Genomic DNA, 16,328 nt, shown 5'->3' with positions numbered 1-16,328 from the left:
TGCACCGCAACTCTTGAGGGGTATTTTACTTGCTAATTACTAAAATTCGTTTGAAAATTTTATACTACTTAAATGCTATAAATGTGGCGAAATTTGCCCACCTAAACAAGCACTCCACACTCTTAAATCCCGCATTTAAAGCAAGCTCTCTGTTTTCGGATTCAGTGTATGGTATCAGCACGTTTTCAAGAGCTTCTCGCTTTTGAGCGATTTCGAATTTAGAATATCCTTGATTTAGCTTGTAGTTTTCGTAAATTTCGATGATATTTTTACTTAATGTCTTATCTTCAAATATCATCTTTTCGCTAAAGACGAAAATTCCGTTTTCATTTAGGCTCTCATAAATTTTGCCTACAAATTCCTGTCTTTTTATAGGGCGGATAAACTGCAAAGTATAGTTCATCAGCACCGCATCTTGCACACCTAAATCACACTCTAATATATCGGCAAGCTCAAGAGTTATATTTGCGCCATAAGCTCTTATCTTGGCGTTTGCATTTTCAAGCATGGCGGCTGCGTTATCTATACCGCGCAAATTTAGATCACTTCTCGCCTCATAAAGCCTTAGCAAAGTAGAAGCCGTAGAGCAGCCAAGATCAAGCACGAAAGCTTCTTTTTTTAAGGTTTTTACAAGAAATTCGACAATGAGGCTTTGGGCTATATCATAGTGCGGAACCGAGCGGTTTATCATATCGTCAAACACGCTAGCGACCGCAGCGTCAAATTCAAACTGCTTTTTTATCGGCTCTTTAAAAATTTCATCCCTCATCTTTGCGCCACACCCCCTCTTATCATCTTGTCGTCTATATACAGATCACAGGTTCCTACGAATTTAGAAGCCTCGCTTATATCGAATTTAATCTGCGCTTTTAAACTGCTTAAATCGGCAAATTTCATATTTCCGCGAAGTCGCTTTATAAAGCATACCGCCACGTGGCTTGCGTTTGATATATTTTCGTTTATGACGTGAGTTTCTACGCTAAATTTGCCGTCCGTGCTTAAGCGATTTCCGATAAAAGTTACCGAACCGTAAGTCTTATAGCCGATTCTTGTGCGCGTCGCATAAACGCCCTCGATAGGCAAAAGATAGTTTTTCACGTCCAAATTTAGAGTCGGTACAAGCTCTTTTTGCCCTATTCCTTGACCTTTGATTACATCGCCTTCGATTGAGTATTCGCGCCCTATCAAAAGATTTGCCTCGTAAATTTGCCCCTGCTTTATAAACTCTCGAATCGCAGAGCTATGCACGCCCATACCCTCAAAGCAAACTTCCTCTACGATATCAACCTCACCGTCAAAAATTCGCCTCAAATCATACTTATCCCACGCCCTGTTTCGACCAAATCTAAAATCAAATCCCACGACTATCTTTTTTAAATTTTTAAAATCTCTTTTCAAAAGAGCTATAAATTCATCTCCGCTAAGCCCTTTTATAGCATTAAAATCATACAAAAAACACGGATATCTCGAGTATTCGGCGCGCTTAAGCTTTGGAGTGATGTTTGCCTTGTTTTTATCTATGACGACAAGCCCGCCAAATTCGCCTAAGCGATTTAAAAGCTCCCTGTGCCCGCGATGCACCCCGTCAAAATGCCCGATAGCAACGGCGGTGATATTATCCTTTGTTAAAAGCGTAGAAAAATTCGGCATTTCCTTCCTTTCCTCTTACTTCGCACTGCCGACACTCCCGTAATACCAAGCCCAAATTTGCAGCCGCAAGCTCAAATTTCGCTCTTGCTCGCGATAAAGCCTTGGCATCGGTTACGACTCCTTTTTTATTGCGCTTAGCTTCACGCCCCACCTCAAACTGGGGCTTAAAGAGTATTATTATATCCTTTTTGGCGACTTTTAAAATATCGGGCAAAATTTGTACTACCGAGATGAAGCTCACATCGCAGGTTACTACGTCAAATTTCATATTTTCATCTTCAAATTTTGCCTCGCGGGCAAACTCTCTTATGTCGGTATCTTCTTTCACCTCAACTCTGCTATCGTTTTTTAAGCTCTCATCAAGCTGGCTATTGCCCACGTCAAGCGCGGTTACTCTACTTGCGCCCTCTTTAAGCAAAATTTGTACGAATCCGCCCGTACTACTACCGATATCAAGAGCGGTTTTGCCCTTTAAATCAAGCTTATAATGCTCTAAAAAGCTCTTTAGCTTAAGTGCACCTCGTCCGACGTAAACCTCTTCAAGCAAATTTATACTATCCTCGTTGTTAACTTGCGAATTTGGCTTGGTTTGAGTCTTGTTATTTAATAAAATTTTGCCCGATTTTATAAGCTCACTAGCTTTATTTCTGCTGATATTTAGCTTTTGCGCCGCAAACAGATCAAACCTCATCACAACCCCTAAAACCAGCTAAATTTAACCTCAAAGCATCCCCATAAGCTCTTCTTCGCTTATAACCCTAACGCCAAGCTCAAGCGCCTTATCGAGCTTACTTCCTGCCTCGCTTCCTGCTAAAACAAAATCTGTCTTTTTGGAAACCGAGCCTGAAACCTTAGCGCCGTGAGCTTCCAAAATAGCCTTAAATTCATCTCTGCCCTTACTAAGCGTGCCTGTTATCACAAATGTTTTACCGCTTATATCGCTTTGCTTAACTTCAAATTTCTCAAATTTCGGAGTTACAAAGCTTAAAAGTTCTGTTAAATTTGATCTATTTACCTGCATAAACTCCACATAGCTCTCAGCCATAGCATCTCCAAAGCCATCAATACTCATAAGCTCCTCATAGCTAAGCTCTAGCCACTTGTCGCCAAACTGCCTTGCTATCTTCTTAGCCGCAACCTCTCCGATATGTTCTATTCCAAGACCGGTTATGAAGCTATGCAGATTTGGAGTGCGAGCGATATCAATAGCATTTAGCAAATTTGAAATTTTCTTATCCTTAAAGCCCTCAAGACTTGATAATTCATTTGCACCAAGCCTGTATATATCGGCTATTTTATTTACAAAACCCGCTTCAAAAAGCTGATTTACGATAGCTTCGCCAAGCCCGTCGATATTTAGACATCGCTTTGAAGCGTAGTGAATAAGTGAGTTTATGACGCGTGCCTTGCACTCTAAATTTTGACACTTTATAAAAACCCCTTCATCAAGCAGCATAGTACCGCAAACCGGACAGTTACGCGGACGCTCTATCGGCGTTTCAGAGCCGTTTCTGCGCTCTTTAAAGACTCCCGTTATCTTTGGTATCACGTCGCCCGAGCGGATAATGCTTATAAAATCGCCTTTCATAACGCCAAGGCGCTTAATCTCATCGAAGTTATGAAGAGTGGCTGATTTAACCTTAACGCCGTCGATATTTACCTCATCAAGCACGCCTACTGGAGTTACAACACCGCTTCTTCCAACCTGAAGTGCCACATCAACGAGTCTTGTCGTCTTTTCAATCGCAGGAAATTTATAAGCAACCATAAATTTTGGAAATTTTTCGGTGTATCCAAGCTCGTTTGAAAACGCTACATTATCAACTCTTACGACCATTCCATCCATCATAAATGGCTTTATCTCGCGCAAATTTAAAAGCTCGCTGTAAGCGGTTTTTATCTCTTGAAGCGTGGAGCAAATTTTAAAAAACTCTTCGCGCTCAAAACCAAGAGAGTAGATAAACTCCATGATCTCAGAGTAGTTTTTAAGCCCTAAATTTTGAGCCCCATACCCCCACGGGCGAAACTGAAGCCGCCTGCTCGCCGTTATCTTGCTATCAAGCTGTCTTAGACTACCTGAGGCTGCGTTTCTAGGGTTTGCAAGCTGAGTTTCGCCTCTTTGCATGCGAGCCAAATTTATCTCGTCAAAATCACTCTTTGATATGACAACCTCGCCGCGAATTTCGATCTTGCCGCTATAAGCGATAGTTGTCGGGATATTTTTAATCACCCTTGCATTTGTCGTTACATCTTCGCCCGTTATGCCGTTACCGCGAGTTATAGCGCGTTTTAGCTCGCCATTTTCGTAAAGAAGATTAAGACTAGCTCCGTCAAATTTAGGCTGGATAACAAATTTTTGCCCGAGCTTATCGCCACGATTTAGCCAAGCTACCAGCTCAGCCTCGTCAAATATATCCTCCATGCTCCACATGCGCTCGATGTGATCAGCCTTTATAAAGCCATCACTTACTTCGCCGCCGACTCGCTTGGTCGGCGAAAACATCGAAATTTCAGCAGGGTTCATACGCTCAAATTCAAGAACTCTATGATAAAGCTCGTCATACTCCTCATCAGTCGCGATCGGAGCGTCATCTTCATAATACGCCTTCGCCCACAAATTTAGCAGATCAACGCTTTTTAGATACTCTTTTTTATCCATTTTGGCTCCAAAGGCTTAAATTTCTCATCGCTTCATCCATCTTAAACATCTGCACATGTTCGCTTACATCGTGTGTTCTAATTATGCTTGCACCGTTTTCAAAGGCTTTTTGATGTAGATAAAGGCTTCCCGGAAGTCGCTTGCTAACATCGCTTGGACTATAAAAATTTATGACGGACTTTCTGCTTGCACCGACCAAAAGAGGCAAGCCAAAGTGCAAAAAATGCTCCAAATGTTTTATCAAAAGCAAATTATCTTGCGGCGTTTTTCCAAAGCCGATACCGACATCAAGCACGATATCTTCGCATCCCAGCTCGCGCACTTTGGCGATTTTATCCGCAAAAAAGCTATCTATCTCGCCGAGTAGATCATCATAATGCGGACTTTCTTGCATATTTTCAGGACTGTTTTGCATATGCATGAGGCAGTACTGCACGCCGTACTTAACGGCAAGGCTAGCTAAATTTGTATCTGCCGTGATATCATTTATCATCTTAAAGCCGTGATTTAACGCGTATTCAAGGCAGTATTCATCAAAGCTATCAAGGCTAAATTTCGCCTTTTCATGCAAATTTAGGCGGTAAATTTCAGCCACAATATCCTTAAGTCGCTCAAACTCGACTTTAGCGCCTACGTATTTGCTGCCCGGACGCGAGCTAACCGCGCCCACATCGATATACTCAGCACCTTCTGTTATCATCTCTTCTATCTTTTTTATGCCGCTTTTTGTATCTACTCTGCTTTGCTCGTTAAAGCTATCTTCATTTACATTTACAACGCCCATTATTTGGGGCTTAATTGGTTTTTTAAAGCTTGATTTTAAAAATTTAGCCAAATTTTTAAGTCCAAAATCCTGCACAGCCTCTTTTTTTGCAAGCTCTTTTATCTGTGCATCGGTTGCGATTAAAAGCGCAGTTGAGTTCTCGCCGTTTAAAATCGTATTTTTGTGAGTGACAAGCTCGGCTCCTATGCTAAGCGCGTCTTGTTTTAGTATGTTTGCAGCAGGCGAGCGGATATCTTTTAAAAGGAAAAAATTTAGATTCGCCTTTTTTTTCATTATCGCCTGGCCTTCTTTGCTGGGGCTTATAAATTTGCAAATTTCATCAAAATTTGTCTCTTGATTTATCTTAAAAATTTTCACCTTCGGCCCTTTTCATATATCATTAGCAAAATCGGCGTTAAGAGCGCGTGTGATTTTGTATTTAGCTCGGCAAGTTTAACCGCCTTGTAAAAGTAGCTTAACTCATCTTGGCTAAATTTAACTCCCGCTTCGCTAGCCTCTAGGGCAATTGAGGAAATCAGCTCCTTTAGCTCGTTTTTACCGAGCTTATCGGCTCTTTCAAGTTCGATTTGTTCATCTATGAAGCGATAAATTTCTTTTAACTCAAGGCGAGCGAAATTTAACCCGCTTTTTATACGTTCTTTTTTTATAAGCCTATTTTCAGTGATTAGACGTGAGCGAATCGTTTGAAGCAGCATGTTTTTAGATTCGCAAGCGATTATAAATTTAATATTTCTAGGAGGCTCTTCTATGATTTTAAGGAGTGAATTTTGCGCTTCTATGCGAAAATTTTTAGCCATAACAACAAGCAGTTTCTCGCTATTTTCTGCGATATAGGCCTCGGCTATGACCTCTTTTGCATTTTCAAGCAAGAAATCTTCACTTATAAAAAACCTTAAAAAATTTGGATCATAAAGCCTTAAAAGCTCCTCCTTTAAAGCTTCAAAATCACTCGTGATAACGATCTTGCTATGCATGAAATCTAAAGCATCACTTTAGCAAAGAGCGCGGCATCAATGCTTTTATCAAAAAGTTTATAAAGCGATAAAAGCTTAATATCCAAAAGCTCGTCGCTTGAACTTAGATAAAAGCTGTTTTGCGCCTGCTCGTCAAATAGCCACATGTAGCTATCATCCTTGCCTTTGGCTATCTGTGCGCTTTTGTCGTTGCTTTTTCCGACATAAAACAGAACATATCCATTTGGAAAAGCAAGGCTTAGCATGTCTAAAAGCAGTGAAATTTCCTCTTTTGAGCTAATAGCATCAAAGGAAGGATAGATAGCTCTAAGCGACATAAAAGGCAATATCGGGCGAGAATTTGTAGGCTTGTTTATATTTTTAAGAAAATATCTCTCAAACCAGCTTCTGTCATGATCGGTTATCATGATAAAAGTTCGCCCTTCAAGTAAAAATTTAAGCTTGGATGCGAGCAGAGGCGTCCATTCCGTGCGCCTTTCTTCCATCCAGCTCATTAGCGATCCTTGTTCTCTGATCGCTTCCAACGTCCACTTTATAAAATCGCTCATTTATCCAGCTTATATGCTTGATGTAGTGCGCGAACCGCCAGTTCTCCGTATTTTTGATCGACAATAACGGAAATTTTTATCTCACTTGTTGAGATCATTTGTATATTTATGCCCTCGTCCGCAAGCGTTCTAAAAGCAAGCGAAGCTACGCCACTATGGCTTTTCATACCTACTCCGACTACGGAAACCTTGACTATATTTTCGCTATATTCTACGTGTTTTGCCGCAGCTAATTTATCCACGCACTCTTTGGCTACTTCAAGCTCGTTTTGAGGCACCGTAAAGCCTAAATTCGTAGTGCCGTCTTGCCCTACGTTTTGGATTATCATATCGACATTTATATTTTTTTCAGCAAGAGCCGAGAAAATTTCAGCAGCTATGCCCGGCTTATCCACGACACCTCTTAGAGTAACTCTTGCTTGGTTTTTATCAAGTGCTATACCGCTTACTAAAACTGCTTCCATATTCTCTTCCTTTGTTATTAATGTTCCTTCGTTGTTATTAAAGCTACTTCTTGTAACTAAATTTACGTTTAACTTTTTAGCCAGCTCAACCGAGCGATTTTGAAGCACCTTAGCTCCAAGGCTTGCAAGCTCAAGCATCTCGTCATAGCTTATCTTATCAAGCTTTTTGGCTCTACTTTCTATCCTAGGATCGGTAGTATAAACTCCATCCACATCAGTGTAAATTTCACACAGATCGGCATCCAAAGCTCCTGCTATGGCAACTGCGCTTAGATCGCTTCCGCCACGTCCTAGCGTGGTTACATTTCCGTTTTTATCTATGCCTTGAAAGCCCGCTACTACTATTATCTTGCCCTCTTTTATCTCCTCTTTCATGCGGCTTGTGTCTATCATTTCGATTCGTGCTTTAGTATGCACTTCATCGGTAATGATGCCAGCTTGCCTGCCCGTTAAGCCGACCGCTTTATAGCCCATATTATTGATAGCTATCGTAAGAAGTGCGCAGGTAACGCGCTCGCCTGAGCTTAAAAGCATATCCATAGCTATATCGTCAGGATGCTTGGTGAAGTGCTCTGCGTATTCGATTAGTTGATTTGTTACGCCACTCATTGCCGAAACTACGACTATGACATCAGCACCGCTTTTTTTAGTCTCTATCACTCTTTTGGCGACCGATTCTATCCTTTCAAGCGTTCCTACACTCGTGCCTCCGTATTTTTGAACGATTAGCATTAGATAAATCCTTTCTCTTTAAAATATCCCATTACCTTGCTATAAATCGGCTTTTTAAAATGGTTTATATCGTTTAAAGCCTCTTTGGCATGGACGAATTTATACTGATTAAATTCCGGAATTTTGGTTTTGATATCTATTTTAGCACCGGCTTTTAGCTTTACTAAAAAGTATTTTTGAGTTTGTCCGTCATAAGGGTATCTCTTGGCTTTTAAGACATTTGGCGGGAAGTCGTAACTAAGCCACTCCGGATACTCGCACAAAATTTCAACCTCATTTGTGCCTATCTCTTCTTTAAGCTCTCTTAAAAGCGCCTCTTTAGGGTTTTCCCCCTCGTCGATTCCTCCTTGAGGAAATTGCCAAACACCTTGCAAATCACATCTTTGAGCTATAAAAACCCTACAATCAAAAGGATATGTAGCAGCCAAAACAACGGCGGCGACATTTGATCTGTAGCTTTTTTGCATAAACTAAACCTAAAATAAAAATTTTGTTAGATTTTAACTTAAAAGAGTTTATATGAAGCTTTAAAATCGCCATTTTCAGCTATCGCAAGGAATTTAAAACGAGATTTGTTACAATTGCGAAAATTTTAGATTAAAGAGGACTATGCTTTTATACATACACATTCCGTTTTGTGAAAGCAAATGCCCATACTGCGCATTTGGCTCAGTTACGGGCAAACAAAACCTAATAAGCGATTATTTTCATTCGATGATAGTTGATTTGCGCACGCAAATTACGAAATTTAATGTTGGTCACGGCGAGATCGAAAGCGTTTTTATAGGCGGAGGCACTCCAAGTGCAGTTAGTGCCGAATTTTATGAGCCGTTATTTAAAGAATTCGCTCCGTTTTTAACTTCAAACTGCGAGATAACCAGCGAAGCCAATCCAAATTCCGCAGATTTAACATGGCTTAAATTTATGCGCTCACTTGGCGTAAATCGCATGAGTTTCGGAGCTCAAAGCTTCTTTGAAGACAAGCTTAAATTTCTTGGTCGCAGCCACGATTCCAGGCAGGTTTATGAAGCCGTCCAAAATGCCAAAATCGCAGGCTTTAAAAATATCAATGTCGATCTTATTTACGGTACAAAATTTGACACTAAAAAACGCCTATTAACGGAAGCTCAAAATATCAAAAATTTAGATATTTCGCATGTTAGCGCGTATTCTTTAACGCTTGAAAAAAATACTCCGTTTTATAAAAAGACAAGCTATCAAAAAGATAGCCCAAGACTTGCTAAATTCTTAATAAACGAGCTTGAAAACATAGGTTTAAAACAATACGAAATATCAAATTTCGGTCAAATTTGCAGACATAATCTTGGCTACTGGCAAGGCAAAAACTATCTTGCTATAGGAGCTTATGCGGTTGGGTTTATGAACAATGTTAGATTTTACGGAAGTGCAAATTTAAGCGAATATATCAAAAATCCTATTAGCAAACAGACCGAATTTTTAAGCAAAGACGAGTTGCAAACGGAACGAATTTTTCTTGGAGCAAGAAGCATGGTCGGTATAGACGCTCTTGATCTAACACCGCTTCAACTACAAAAAGCTGAAATTTTACGCAAGGCAAGAAATCTTAACTTAAAAAACGGGCGATATCAGGTTAAAAATTTCTTGTTGGCCGATGAAATTTCTTTGTTTATAATCGGTTAATTTATGCAAATTTGAGATAAAACCTGATAAAATGCCTGACTTAAACTAAAAAATCAGGATAAAAAATGTTTGGTATGAGCCTACCTGAAATCATCATGATAGCCGTTATTGCAGTGCTTTTCTTGGGGCCTGAAAAGCTTCCTCAAACCATGGTCGAGATAGCGAAATTTTTTAAAACATTCAAAAAAACCATAAACGACGCTAAAGCGAATTTCGATCAAGAGATAAAAATTCAAGAACTCAAAGAGGATGCCAGAAAATACAAAGAGAGTTTTACTCAAACAACCCAAAGTGTGCGAAAAAAACTTACCTTTGAAGAGCTTGACGAGATCAAAAAAGGAGTTAGCGACGTTACGGGCGGACTTAGCGAAAATTTAAATTCCATTAAAAAAGATATCGAAAGTATAAAAAATCCAAAAGAGATGATAAAAGATAAAATTTTAAACTCAAGCACAGAACAAAAATCCGAAGCAAAAGGCGATGATACGGTAGCCGCCACAAAATCCGAAGAGAAAAAAGAGGTGTAATGTTTGAAGAGTTAAAACCACATTTAGTAGAGCTTAGAAAGAGGCTTTTTATAAGCGTTATGAGCGTAATCGTGATGTTTGTAGTATGTTTTAGCTTTTGGAATCCGATCCTTGCTCTTATGACCGCTCCGCTTAAAAACGCACTTCCCGCAGGAAGTAACATCATCTTTACTCAGGTGCAAGAGCCGTTTTTTACTGCGATGAAAGTCGGGTTTTTCTCGGGATTTATGCTATCTTTGCCGGTTATTTTTTGGCAATTTTGGTTGTTTGTAGCACCGGGACTTTACGAAAACGAGAAAAAATACGTAATTCCGTTTGTTATATCGGCTACTTTTATGTTTCTCATGGGGGCTGCGTTTTGCTATTACGTAGTGATTCCTATCGGATTTAACTTTCTTATAAATTTCGGCGGACAGCTATTTACAGCACTTCCTAGTATCGGCGAGTATGTAGGGTTTTTTACTAAGCTTTTAATAGCTTTTGGCATAGCTTTTGAGCTTCCTGTTATCACGTTTTTCCTAGCCAAACTTGGGCTTGTAGATGATGCGATGCTTAAAAATTCATTCAGATACGCCATAGTTATCATATTTATCTTCTCAGCCATCATGACTCCTCCTGATATCATCAGCCAGTTTCTAATGGCGATTCCGCTCATCGGACTTTACGGACTATCGATATTTATAGCCAAAAAAATAAATCCTGCCAAAATCGAAGAAGAAGAGAAGCAAGAGCCAAAAAAGAAGCATGTCGTAGAAGAAGACGATGATGAAATATACTACAATGGCGACTGATATCAACGCACTTTGCAGCTATGATTATCACTTGCCTGCTGAACTCATAGCAGATCGCCCCACTCTGCCCAAAGAGGATGCGAAACTGCTTGTTTACGAGAGAGAAAAAGATAAAATTCATCATCTTAAATTTAAAAACCTTCATGAAATTTTACCCCAATGCGATATCGTCTTTAACGATACTAAAGTGATAAAAGCTAGAATTTTAGGACACAAGGATAGCGGCGGGGCAAGCGAAGTGCTGCTTAACGCTGCGCTTAATGATGATAAATTTAGCGTTTATATACGTGGCAAGGTAAAAGCTGGAACGCAGATAAAATTTGACGCGAATTTAAAGGCTGCGGTTTTTGAAATTTTTGAAGACGGAACAAGGGTTGTCAAATTTAGCCAAGATGATAAAATTTTAAGCACAAACGAGCTGTTTGGTTTGCTTGAAAAGATCGGACACGTTCCGCTTCCGCCTTATATAAAAAGAGTCGATAACAAAGACGATGAGAGCTGGTATCAAAGTATATTTGCAAAGCATCACGGTGCAGTCGCAGCTCCTACAGCAAGCCTTCATTTTAGCGACGAGATGATAAAAGAGCTTAAAAAAAGCCATGATATAAACTTCATAACCCTTCATATAGGCGCGGGAACCTTTAAAAGCGTGGAGAGCGAAAATATAAACGATCATAAAATGCACGGAGAATTTTATGAAATTCCAAGTCAAACTCAAGAAATTATCAACTCAAACAAACCGATTTTAGGCATAGGAACGACTGTTACAAGGTGTATTGAGGAGTTTGCAAGAAGCAAACAACCTAGTGGAATTTGCAAGCTGTTTTTAAACCTTAACAACAAGCCAATTCGCCAAAACTACTTACTTACAAATTTTCACCTGCCAAAATCAACGCTAATCATGCTCGTAAGCAGCTTCATAGGACTTGATAAGACTATGCAAATTTATCAAACCGCCATAGAAAACAGATATAAATTTTACTCTTACGGCGATGGGATGCTTATAATATGAATATCAGCTATCTTTTTGTGATTTTGTTTTTGATCTACATGCTTATTTTGATAATGTATGTCTTGTACTCCAAAAGTTTTAATACTAAATTTAACGATCAAAGAATAAAGATTGCGAAAAAAACAAGCAAATATTTTTTAGATTACAAGAAAAAACCATACGAGCAAACCGATCTTGTAAGCTATATGTTTTTTCTTACCTTATCTCTTAACGAAGATGCCAAAAATAGCAAAAATTATCTTTTGCTTGATTATAATATCAGCTATCCAAGAGTTTTTAAAACCGACGCTTCGCATATCATAAAGCTTACGGACGCACTAGCTCAAATAATGCTTTTAAACCTTTCAAATTCAACTATTATCATTAAATTCCTACTAAGTAGCTACAAAAAAAATCAGATCAAATTTACTATCTCGGTCTGGGCTAACAAAAATTTCGCCAAAGAGTGTAAAAAGGTCGAAAATATACACATTTGCATGAGCGAAAAAAGTAGAGAATTTTATCGATTTGCTAAAAAACTCGCCTATGAAAACGACTCTGAGATAAGATTTGACTTTGAAACTCAAGAATCAATCAAAATTTCAACGGACATAACTTTAGAGCTATCGGAAACCAAAGTTGATATACTTAAAAAACTAAAGATAAGAATGGATAATAAATTTACCGCCCTCATCGCCGAGAGCAATCCCTACGCCTTTTCTATCCTTAAAAATGATCTTGAATTTATGGGTATTGACGTTAAACCTACGTCAGATTGGGATATCATAAAAAGGCACGTGGAAGATACTATTTTTAGCCCAAATATAATATTTGTTCAGGCAAAACTGCTAAAAAGCGTAGATATAGAAGAAATAAAACCTTCGCTCGTCGAAAAAAACATACCTCTTGTAATCATACAAAATGATGATCGCTGCATAAAGATAGATCCTAAAATTTATGTTGAGTATTTAACGCAACCATACACTTCAGACGCACTTATAAGCATACTAAACAACACTCACGAATATCGTTGCAGTAAAAATCAAAATTAAATAAGCAAATTTGGGATTTATAAAATCTTTAAATAGCGCTTTAAAATAATCATCGCGGCTATACTATCAAGCCTTCCGTCTTTTGCGGAACTTTTATGAATTTCGCTTGCCTCAAAGCTGCTCATGGCTTCATCGACATAGACTATCTCGCCGCTAAATTTTAGAAGCGATACAAAGTGGCTTATGCGCCTTCTCATCTCATCTTCACTACTTCCGCCAAGAGGCACTCCTACGACTAAAGTCTTTGCGTTAAGCTCTGATAAAACGGCACTCACGTCGCGAGCGGCTTGATTGCGATTTTTTCTTAGAATCGGCTTTTGAGGCATTACCACACCGCACACTCCAAGAGCTACGCCTATGCGTTTTAACCCCACATCTATAGCAACTACGCTCATGCTAAACTCACTCTAAGTCCTGATATGACAAGCTTACCAAATAGTTCATACTCATAAATTTTATCTCCGAATTTAGCCAACGCCTCATCCAAATTCGCTCCATTTTTGCAAAAATCCAAAATTTCATCTTTTACTTTAGGCAAATTCGTTGTAAATTTAGAGGCAAATTCATCAAAATCATTTATAAGCTCGGCTTTGCCGCAAGCCAAAAGCTCGTTTGTGCCATCACTTTCGCCAAGTCGCTGAGGCAAGACGTAAATTTTAATTCCAAGCTCTTGAGCCATCCTTGCACTTTGCATGGAGCCGCTTTTAAGATCGGCTTGCGCGACGACTAAAGCCTTGCTGAGAGCTACAACTATTCGGTTTCGCTCCAAAAACCTATGCGCAGCAGCAGGAGTGGAGAAATCATACTCGCTTAGAGCAAGGCAAGAGCCGTAAATTCGCTCTATGGCTTTTAAATTTGCTCTTGGATAGACTATATTAAGTCCGTTGCCAAAAACAGCTATCGTATTTGGAAAAGCGCCTTCATGAGCCTTGATATCCACACCCAAAGCCGCTCCGCTTACTACGCAAATTCCGGAATTTGAGAGAGTTTTAGATAAATTTAAAACGCAGTTTTTAGTATATACGCTTGCTCTTCTTGAGCCCACTATCGATACCATCGGAAGCTTTAAAAGTTCTAAATTTCCCTTATAATAAAGCTTTTTTGGAGGCTTTTTAAGTCTATTTAGCTGAGGAGGAAGCTCACTTAAAAAATTCACAAAATATCCTTTAGATAAACAACCTCTACATCCTTTAGTATCTCGGAGCTGTTTTTCAAAACATCCATAGTGTTTTTATAAGGATGTCCTATAGCTATAGCTCTACTATGCTTCTTAGCAAGCGCGACAGCATATTTTAGCTGCTTTGTTATAGCAGCCTTGCTGTCTTCGTGATCTAAAAACACATCCCTTGAGATATAGGGCATAGAGTGCTTTTTGGCTGCGGCTGCGACTTTTGTATTGGCTATCGTTTTACTATCGATAAATATCAAATTCTCATGTTTAACAGCTCTCATAAGCCTATCCATAGCATCAAAATCGCTCGTAAATTTACTGCCTGTATGGTTGTTTATATATATCAAATTGGGAAAATCGCGCTTAATCGCCTGAAGTCGGTTTAAAATTTTCTCATAGCCGTCATCTACTCTTAAAGTATCTATCTCCTCACCTTTAAAATTTTTAGCCTGAAGCGGCAAGTGAATCATATGAAAGCTGAATTTTTTCGCAAGCTTTGGCGTATCGGGATGATCTTTAGTAGCAGGGAAAAACGACGGAGTAAGCTTTAGTTTGATCGATTTTATCGCATCTACTTGATGTTTGTGAGCAACATCGTCTATTATGATTACCAGCTTTGGTTTGCCAAATTGCTTCTTTGTGCCGTTTAGCACCTGAGCTTTACTGGCATCTAAAGAGGATTCGGGCTCTTTTGTCTTCCTTTGAGGAGGTTGCTTCTTCTCGGGCACTTCACCGACTCTGCGCTCATCTTTCTTGGCTCCGTCTTTATCAAACACTTCTATATGTATAGAGCCTTTTTTAACAGGCTTTTCATCTGGAATTTCAGGCGGATAAAATTCTTGCTGTTCTTTAGGAGCTATTTTTGTCTCCGGTGTGCTGCTATCTATTTTATTTAAAGTATCTTCTTGCTTGACAGCTTCAGATTTTATCTGGGGCTTTACTTCGTTTTGAGTTTTAGGTTTTATCTTTGGCTCAACACTGATTTTAGGCTCGATTTTTGATTCTGTTTTAGGCTCAAATTTGACGGCAGGCTCTTTTGCCGGTGGGTCTTTTTTGACGCTTTGTTTATCAAGATACTTTTCTATTTTTTTTATAGTGTTTTGACTATCTTTATTTGAGTAAATATAAGACAAAGCCGCGTAGGTAAGAGCTCCTACGATAAGGCATACGATAATGATTTTAAGATAACCCCAAAAAGCGCTCTTTTGCTCTTTTTTCTTAACGCTTTTAGTATTTTTAGCTACGGTGCGCTTTTTGGTAGTTTTTTTCTTTGTTTTAGGACTCAATTTTAATTTTTGCTTTGATCTACGATTTTACCTGCGCTTATCCAAGGCATCATAGCTCTTAGCTTCTTGCCGGTTTGATTAAGCAAGCTCCTTTCGGCAATTCCGCGCTCGGCATTCATCCTTACATATCCCGCTTTGCGCTCAAGGATGAAGTCTTTTGCAAATTTGCCGTTTTGAATCTCTTTTAAAATTTCCTTCATAGCCTTTTTACTGTCTTCGTTTACGACTCTTGTTCCGCTTACATAATCGCCATACTCGGCAGTATTTGAGATAGAGTAGCGCATATCTGCCATTCCGCCTTGATACATAAGATCAACGATGAGCTTTAGCTCGTGCAGACACTCAAAATATGCCATTTCAGGCTCATAGCCCGCCTCAACCAGCGTTTCAAAGCCTGCATTTACCAATGCGCAAAGTCCGCCGCAAAGCACAGCTTGCTCGCCAAAGAGATCGGTTTCGGTTTCGTCTTTAAACGTAGTTTCTATGATGCCAGTTCTTCCTCCGCCTATAGCACTTGCATAACTTAAAGCAAGCTCTTTTGCTTGTCCTGAAGCGTTTTGCTCAACCGCTATCAGATCAGGAATTCCGCCGCCTTTTACAAATTCGCTTCTTACGGTATGACCAGGCGCTTTTGGAGCTATCATTATGACATCGATTCCCTCGGGAGCTTTGATCTGTCCAAAATGAACGTTAAATCCATGTCCGAAGGCTATCGCATTGCCCTCGCTTAAATTTGGCTTGATCTCGTTATAAAAAATTTCAGCTTGCATCTCATCCGGAGTTAAAATCATAATCACATCGGCCATTTTTGAAGCCTCGCTAACGGTTTTTACCTCAAAGCCTTTGGCCTCCGCTTTAGCCCAGCTTTTTCCGCCCTTTGCAAGACCTATTACTACTTTTACACCGCTATCTCTTAAATTTTCAGCGTGTGCGTGCCCTTGGGATCCAAAGCCTATCACGGCGACCGTCTTACTTCTAATAAGACTTAAATCGCAATCTTTATCATAGTATATATTTACCGCCATATTTTCTCCTTT

Annotated in this window: 18 protein-coding genes; 5 read left to right on the top strand and 13 right to left on the bottom strand. The window is 39.4% G+C overall.

What is annotated here, in order from left to right:
- Positions 1 to 64: 64 nt before the first annotated feature.
- Genes cmoA through CDOM16188_RS01405 form a run of 9 tightly spaced genes read right to left on the bottom strand, consistent with a single transcriptional unit; the run spans position 65 to position 8,278 of the window.
- Entirely contained in the window at positions 65 to 769 is a 705-nt protein-coding gene (gene cmoA / locus CDOM16188_RS01445; protein WP_172128845.1) for a carboxy-S-adenosyl-L-methionine synthase CmoA, read from the bottom strand.
- Complete coding sequence (locus CDOM16188_RS01440) at positions 766 to 1,650, bottom strand: bifunctional riboflavin kinase/FAD synthetase (protein ID WP_169942348.1); 885 nt, start codon at positions 1,648 to 1,650, stop codon at positions 766 to 768. The genes cmoA and CDOM16188_RS01440 overlap by 4 nt, the downstream gene beginning before the upstream one ends.
- Positions 1,616 to 2,341: a TlyA family RNA methyltransferase gene (locus CDOM16188_RS01435; RefSeq protein WP_172197658.1), complete on the bottom strand. Its 726-nt coding sequence runs from the start codon at positions 2,339 to 2,341 to the stop codon at positions 1,616 to 1,618. The genes CDOM16188_RS01440 and CDOM16188_RS01435 overlap by 35 nt, the downstream gene beginning before the upstream one ends.
- Positions 2,342 to 2,371: 30 nt before the next feature.
- A complete protein-coding gene (gene ligA, locus CDOM16188_RS01430) occupies positions 2,372 to 4,309 on the bottom strand; it encodes an NAD-dependent DNA ligase LigA (RefSeq protein WP_172197655.1) in 1,938 nt (645 codons plus the stop codon).
- Positions 4,302 to 5,450, bottom strand: a complete 1,149-nt coding sequence (gene folP / locus CDOM16188_RS01425) for a dihydropteroate synthase (protein ID WP_172197652.1) — start codon at positions 5,448 to 5,450, stop codon at positions 4,302 to 4,304. Before folP ends, ligA begins: the two co-directional genes overlap by 8 nt.
- Entirely contained in the window at positions 5,447 to 6,067 is a 621-nt protein-coding gene (locus CDOM16188_RS01420) for a DNA polymerase III subunit delta' (RefSeq protein ID WP_172197649.1), read from the bottom strand. Before CDOM16188_RS01420 ends, folP begins: the two co-directional genes overlap by 4 nt.
- Before the next feature lie 5 nt (positions 6,068 to 6,072).
- Entirely contained in the window at positions 6,073 to 6,615 is a 543-nt protein-coding gene (locus CDOM16188_RS01415; protein ID WP_169942338.1) for a HobA family DNA replication regulator, read from the bottom strand.
- On the bottom strand, positions 6,612 to 7,811 hold the full coding sequence (locus tag CDOM16188_RS01410; protein WP_172197646.1) for an aspartate kinase: 1,200 nt from the start codon (positions 7,809 to 7,811) through the stop codon (positions 6,612 to 6,614). Before CDOM16188_RS01410 ends, CDOM16188_RS01415 begins: the two co-directional genes overlap by 4 nt.
- On the bottom strand, positions 7,811 to 8,278 hold the full coding sequence (locus tag CDOM16188_RS01405; RefSeq protein WP_169942334.1) for an RNA pyrophosphohydrolase: 468 nt from the start codon (positions 8,276 to 8,278) through the stop codon (positions 7,811 to 7,813). The genes CDOM16188_RS01410 and CDOM16188_RS01405 overlap by 1 nt, the downstream gene beginning before the upstream one ends.
- A gap of 142 nt (positions 8,279 to 8,420) precedes the next feature.
- Between CDOM16188_RS01405 and hemW the strand changes: the two genes are divergently transcribed.
- The 5 genes from hemW to CDOM16188_RS01380 all read left to right on the top strand — a co-directional run bounded on the left by hemW (position 8,421) and on the right by CDOM16188_RS01380 (position 12,834).
- Entirely contained in the window at positions 8,421 to 9,473 is a 1,053-nt protein-coding gene (gene hemW / locus CDOM16188_RS01400; RefSeq protein ID WP_172197643.1) for a radical SAM family heme chaperone HemW, read from the top strand.
- A gap of 65 nt (positions 9,474 to 9,538) precedes the next feature.
- Positions 9,539 to 10,000 carry a Sec-independent protein translocase protein TatB gene (gene tatB / locus CDOM16188_RS01395; protein ID WP_172197640.1) on the top strand — a complete coding sequence of 154 codons (462 nt, stop codon included), beginning with the start codon at positions 9,539 to 9,541 and terminating at the stop codon, positions 9,998 to 10,000.
- Complete coding sequence (gene tatC / locus CDOM16188_RS01390; RefSeq protein WP_172197637.1) at positions 10,000 to 10,791, top strand: twin-arginine translocase subunit TatC; 792 nt, start codon at positions 10,000 to 10,002, stop codon at positions 10,789 to 10,791. The genes tatB and tatC overlap by 1 nt, the downstream gene beginning before the upstream one ends.
- A complete protein-coding gene (gene queA / locus CDOM16188_RS01385) occupies positions 10,781 to 11,803 on the top strand; it encodes a tRNA preQ1(34) S-adenosylmethionine ribosyltransferase-isomerase QueA (RefSeq protein ID WP_172197962.1) in 1,023 nt (340 codons plus the stop codon). The genes tatC and queA overlap by 11 nt, the downstream gene beginning before the upstream one ends.
- Positions 11,800 to 12,834 carry a hypothetical protein gene (locus tag CDOM16188_RS01380; RefSeq protein WP_172197634.1) on the top strand — a complete coding sequence of 345 codons (1,035 nt, stop codon included), beginning with the start codon at positions 11,800 to 11,802 and terminating at the stop codon, positions 12,832 to 12,834. The genes queA and CDOM16188_RS01380 overlap by 4 nt, the downstream gene beginning before the upstream one ends.
- 17 nt (positions 12,835 to 12,851) lie before the next feature.
- On the opposite strand, the gene ruvX is transcribed toward CDOM16188_RS01380, so the two are convergent.
- The 4 genes from ruvX to ilvC are packed head-to-tail and all read right to left on the bottom strand — an operon-like array spanning position 12,852 to position 16,316.
- Positions 12,852 to 13,229 carry a Holliday junction resolvase RuvX gene (gene ruvX / locus CDOM16188_RS01375; protein ID WP_172197631.1) on the bottom strand — a complete coding sequence of 126 codons (378 nt, stop codon included), beginning with the start codon at positions 13,227 to 13,229 and terminating at the stop codon, positions 12,852 to 12,854.
- Positions 13,226 to 13,990 carry a DNA-processing protein DprA gene (gene dprA / locus CDOM16188_RS01370; RefSeq protein WP_172197628.1) on the bottom strand — a complete coding sequence of 255 codons (765 nt, stop codon included), beginning with the start codon at positions 13,988 to 13,990 and terminating at the stop codon, positions 13,226 to 13,228. Before dprA ends, ruvX begins: the two co-directional genes overlap by 4 nt.
- A complete protein-coding gene (locus tag CDOM16188_RS01365; RefSeq protein WP_172197625.1) occupies positions 13,987 to 15,291 on the bottom strand; it encodes a divergent polysaccharide deacetylase family protein in 1,305 nt (434 codons plus the stop codon). Before CDOM16188_RS01365 ends, dprA begins: the two co-directional genes overlap by 4 nt.
- Positions 15,292 to 15,293: 2 nt before the next feature.
- Positions 15,294 to 16,316: a ketol-acid reductoisomerase gene (gene ilvC, locus CDOM16188_RS01360; protein WP_172197622.1), complete on the bottom strand. Its 1,023-nt coding sequence runs from the start codon at positions 16,314 to 16,316 to the stop codon at positions 15,294 to 15,296.
- Positions 16,317 to 16,328 lie beyond the last annotated feature (12 nt).

Source organism: Campylobacter sp. RM16188 (assembly GCF_012978795.1).
Lineage (GTDB): Bacteria > Campylobacterota > Campylobacteria > Campylobacterales > Campylobacteraceae > Campylobacter_A > Campylobacter_A canis.
This window is presented reverse-complemented; position numbering and strand designations above follow the sequence as displayed.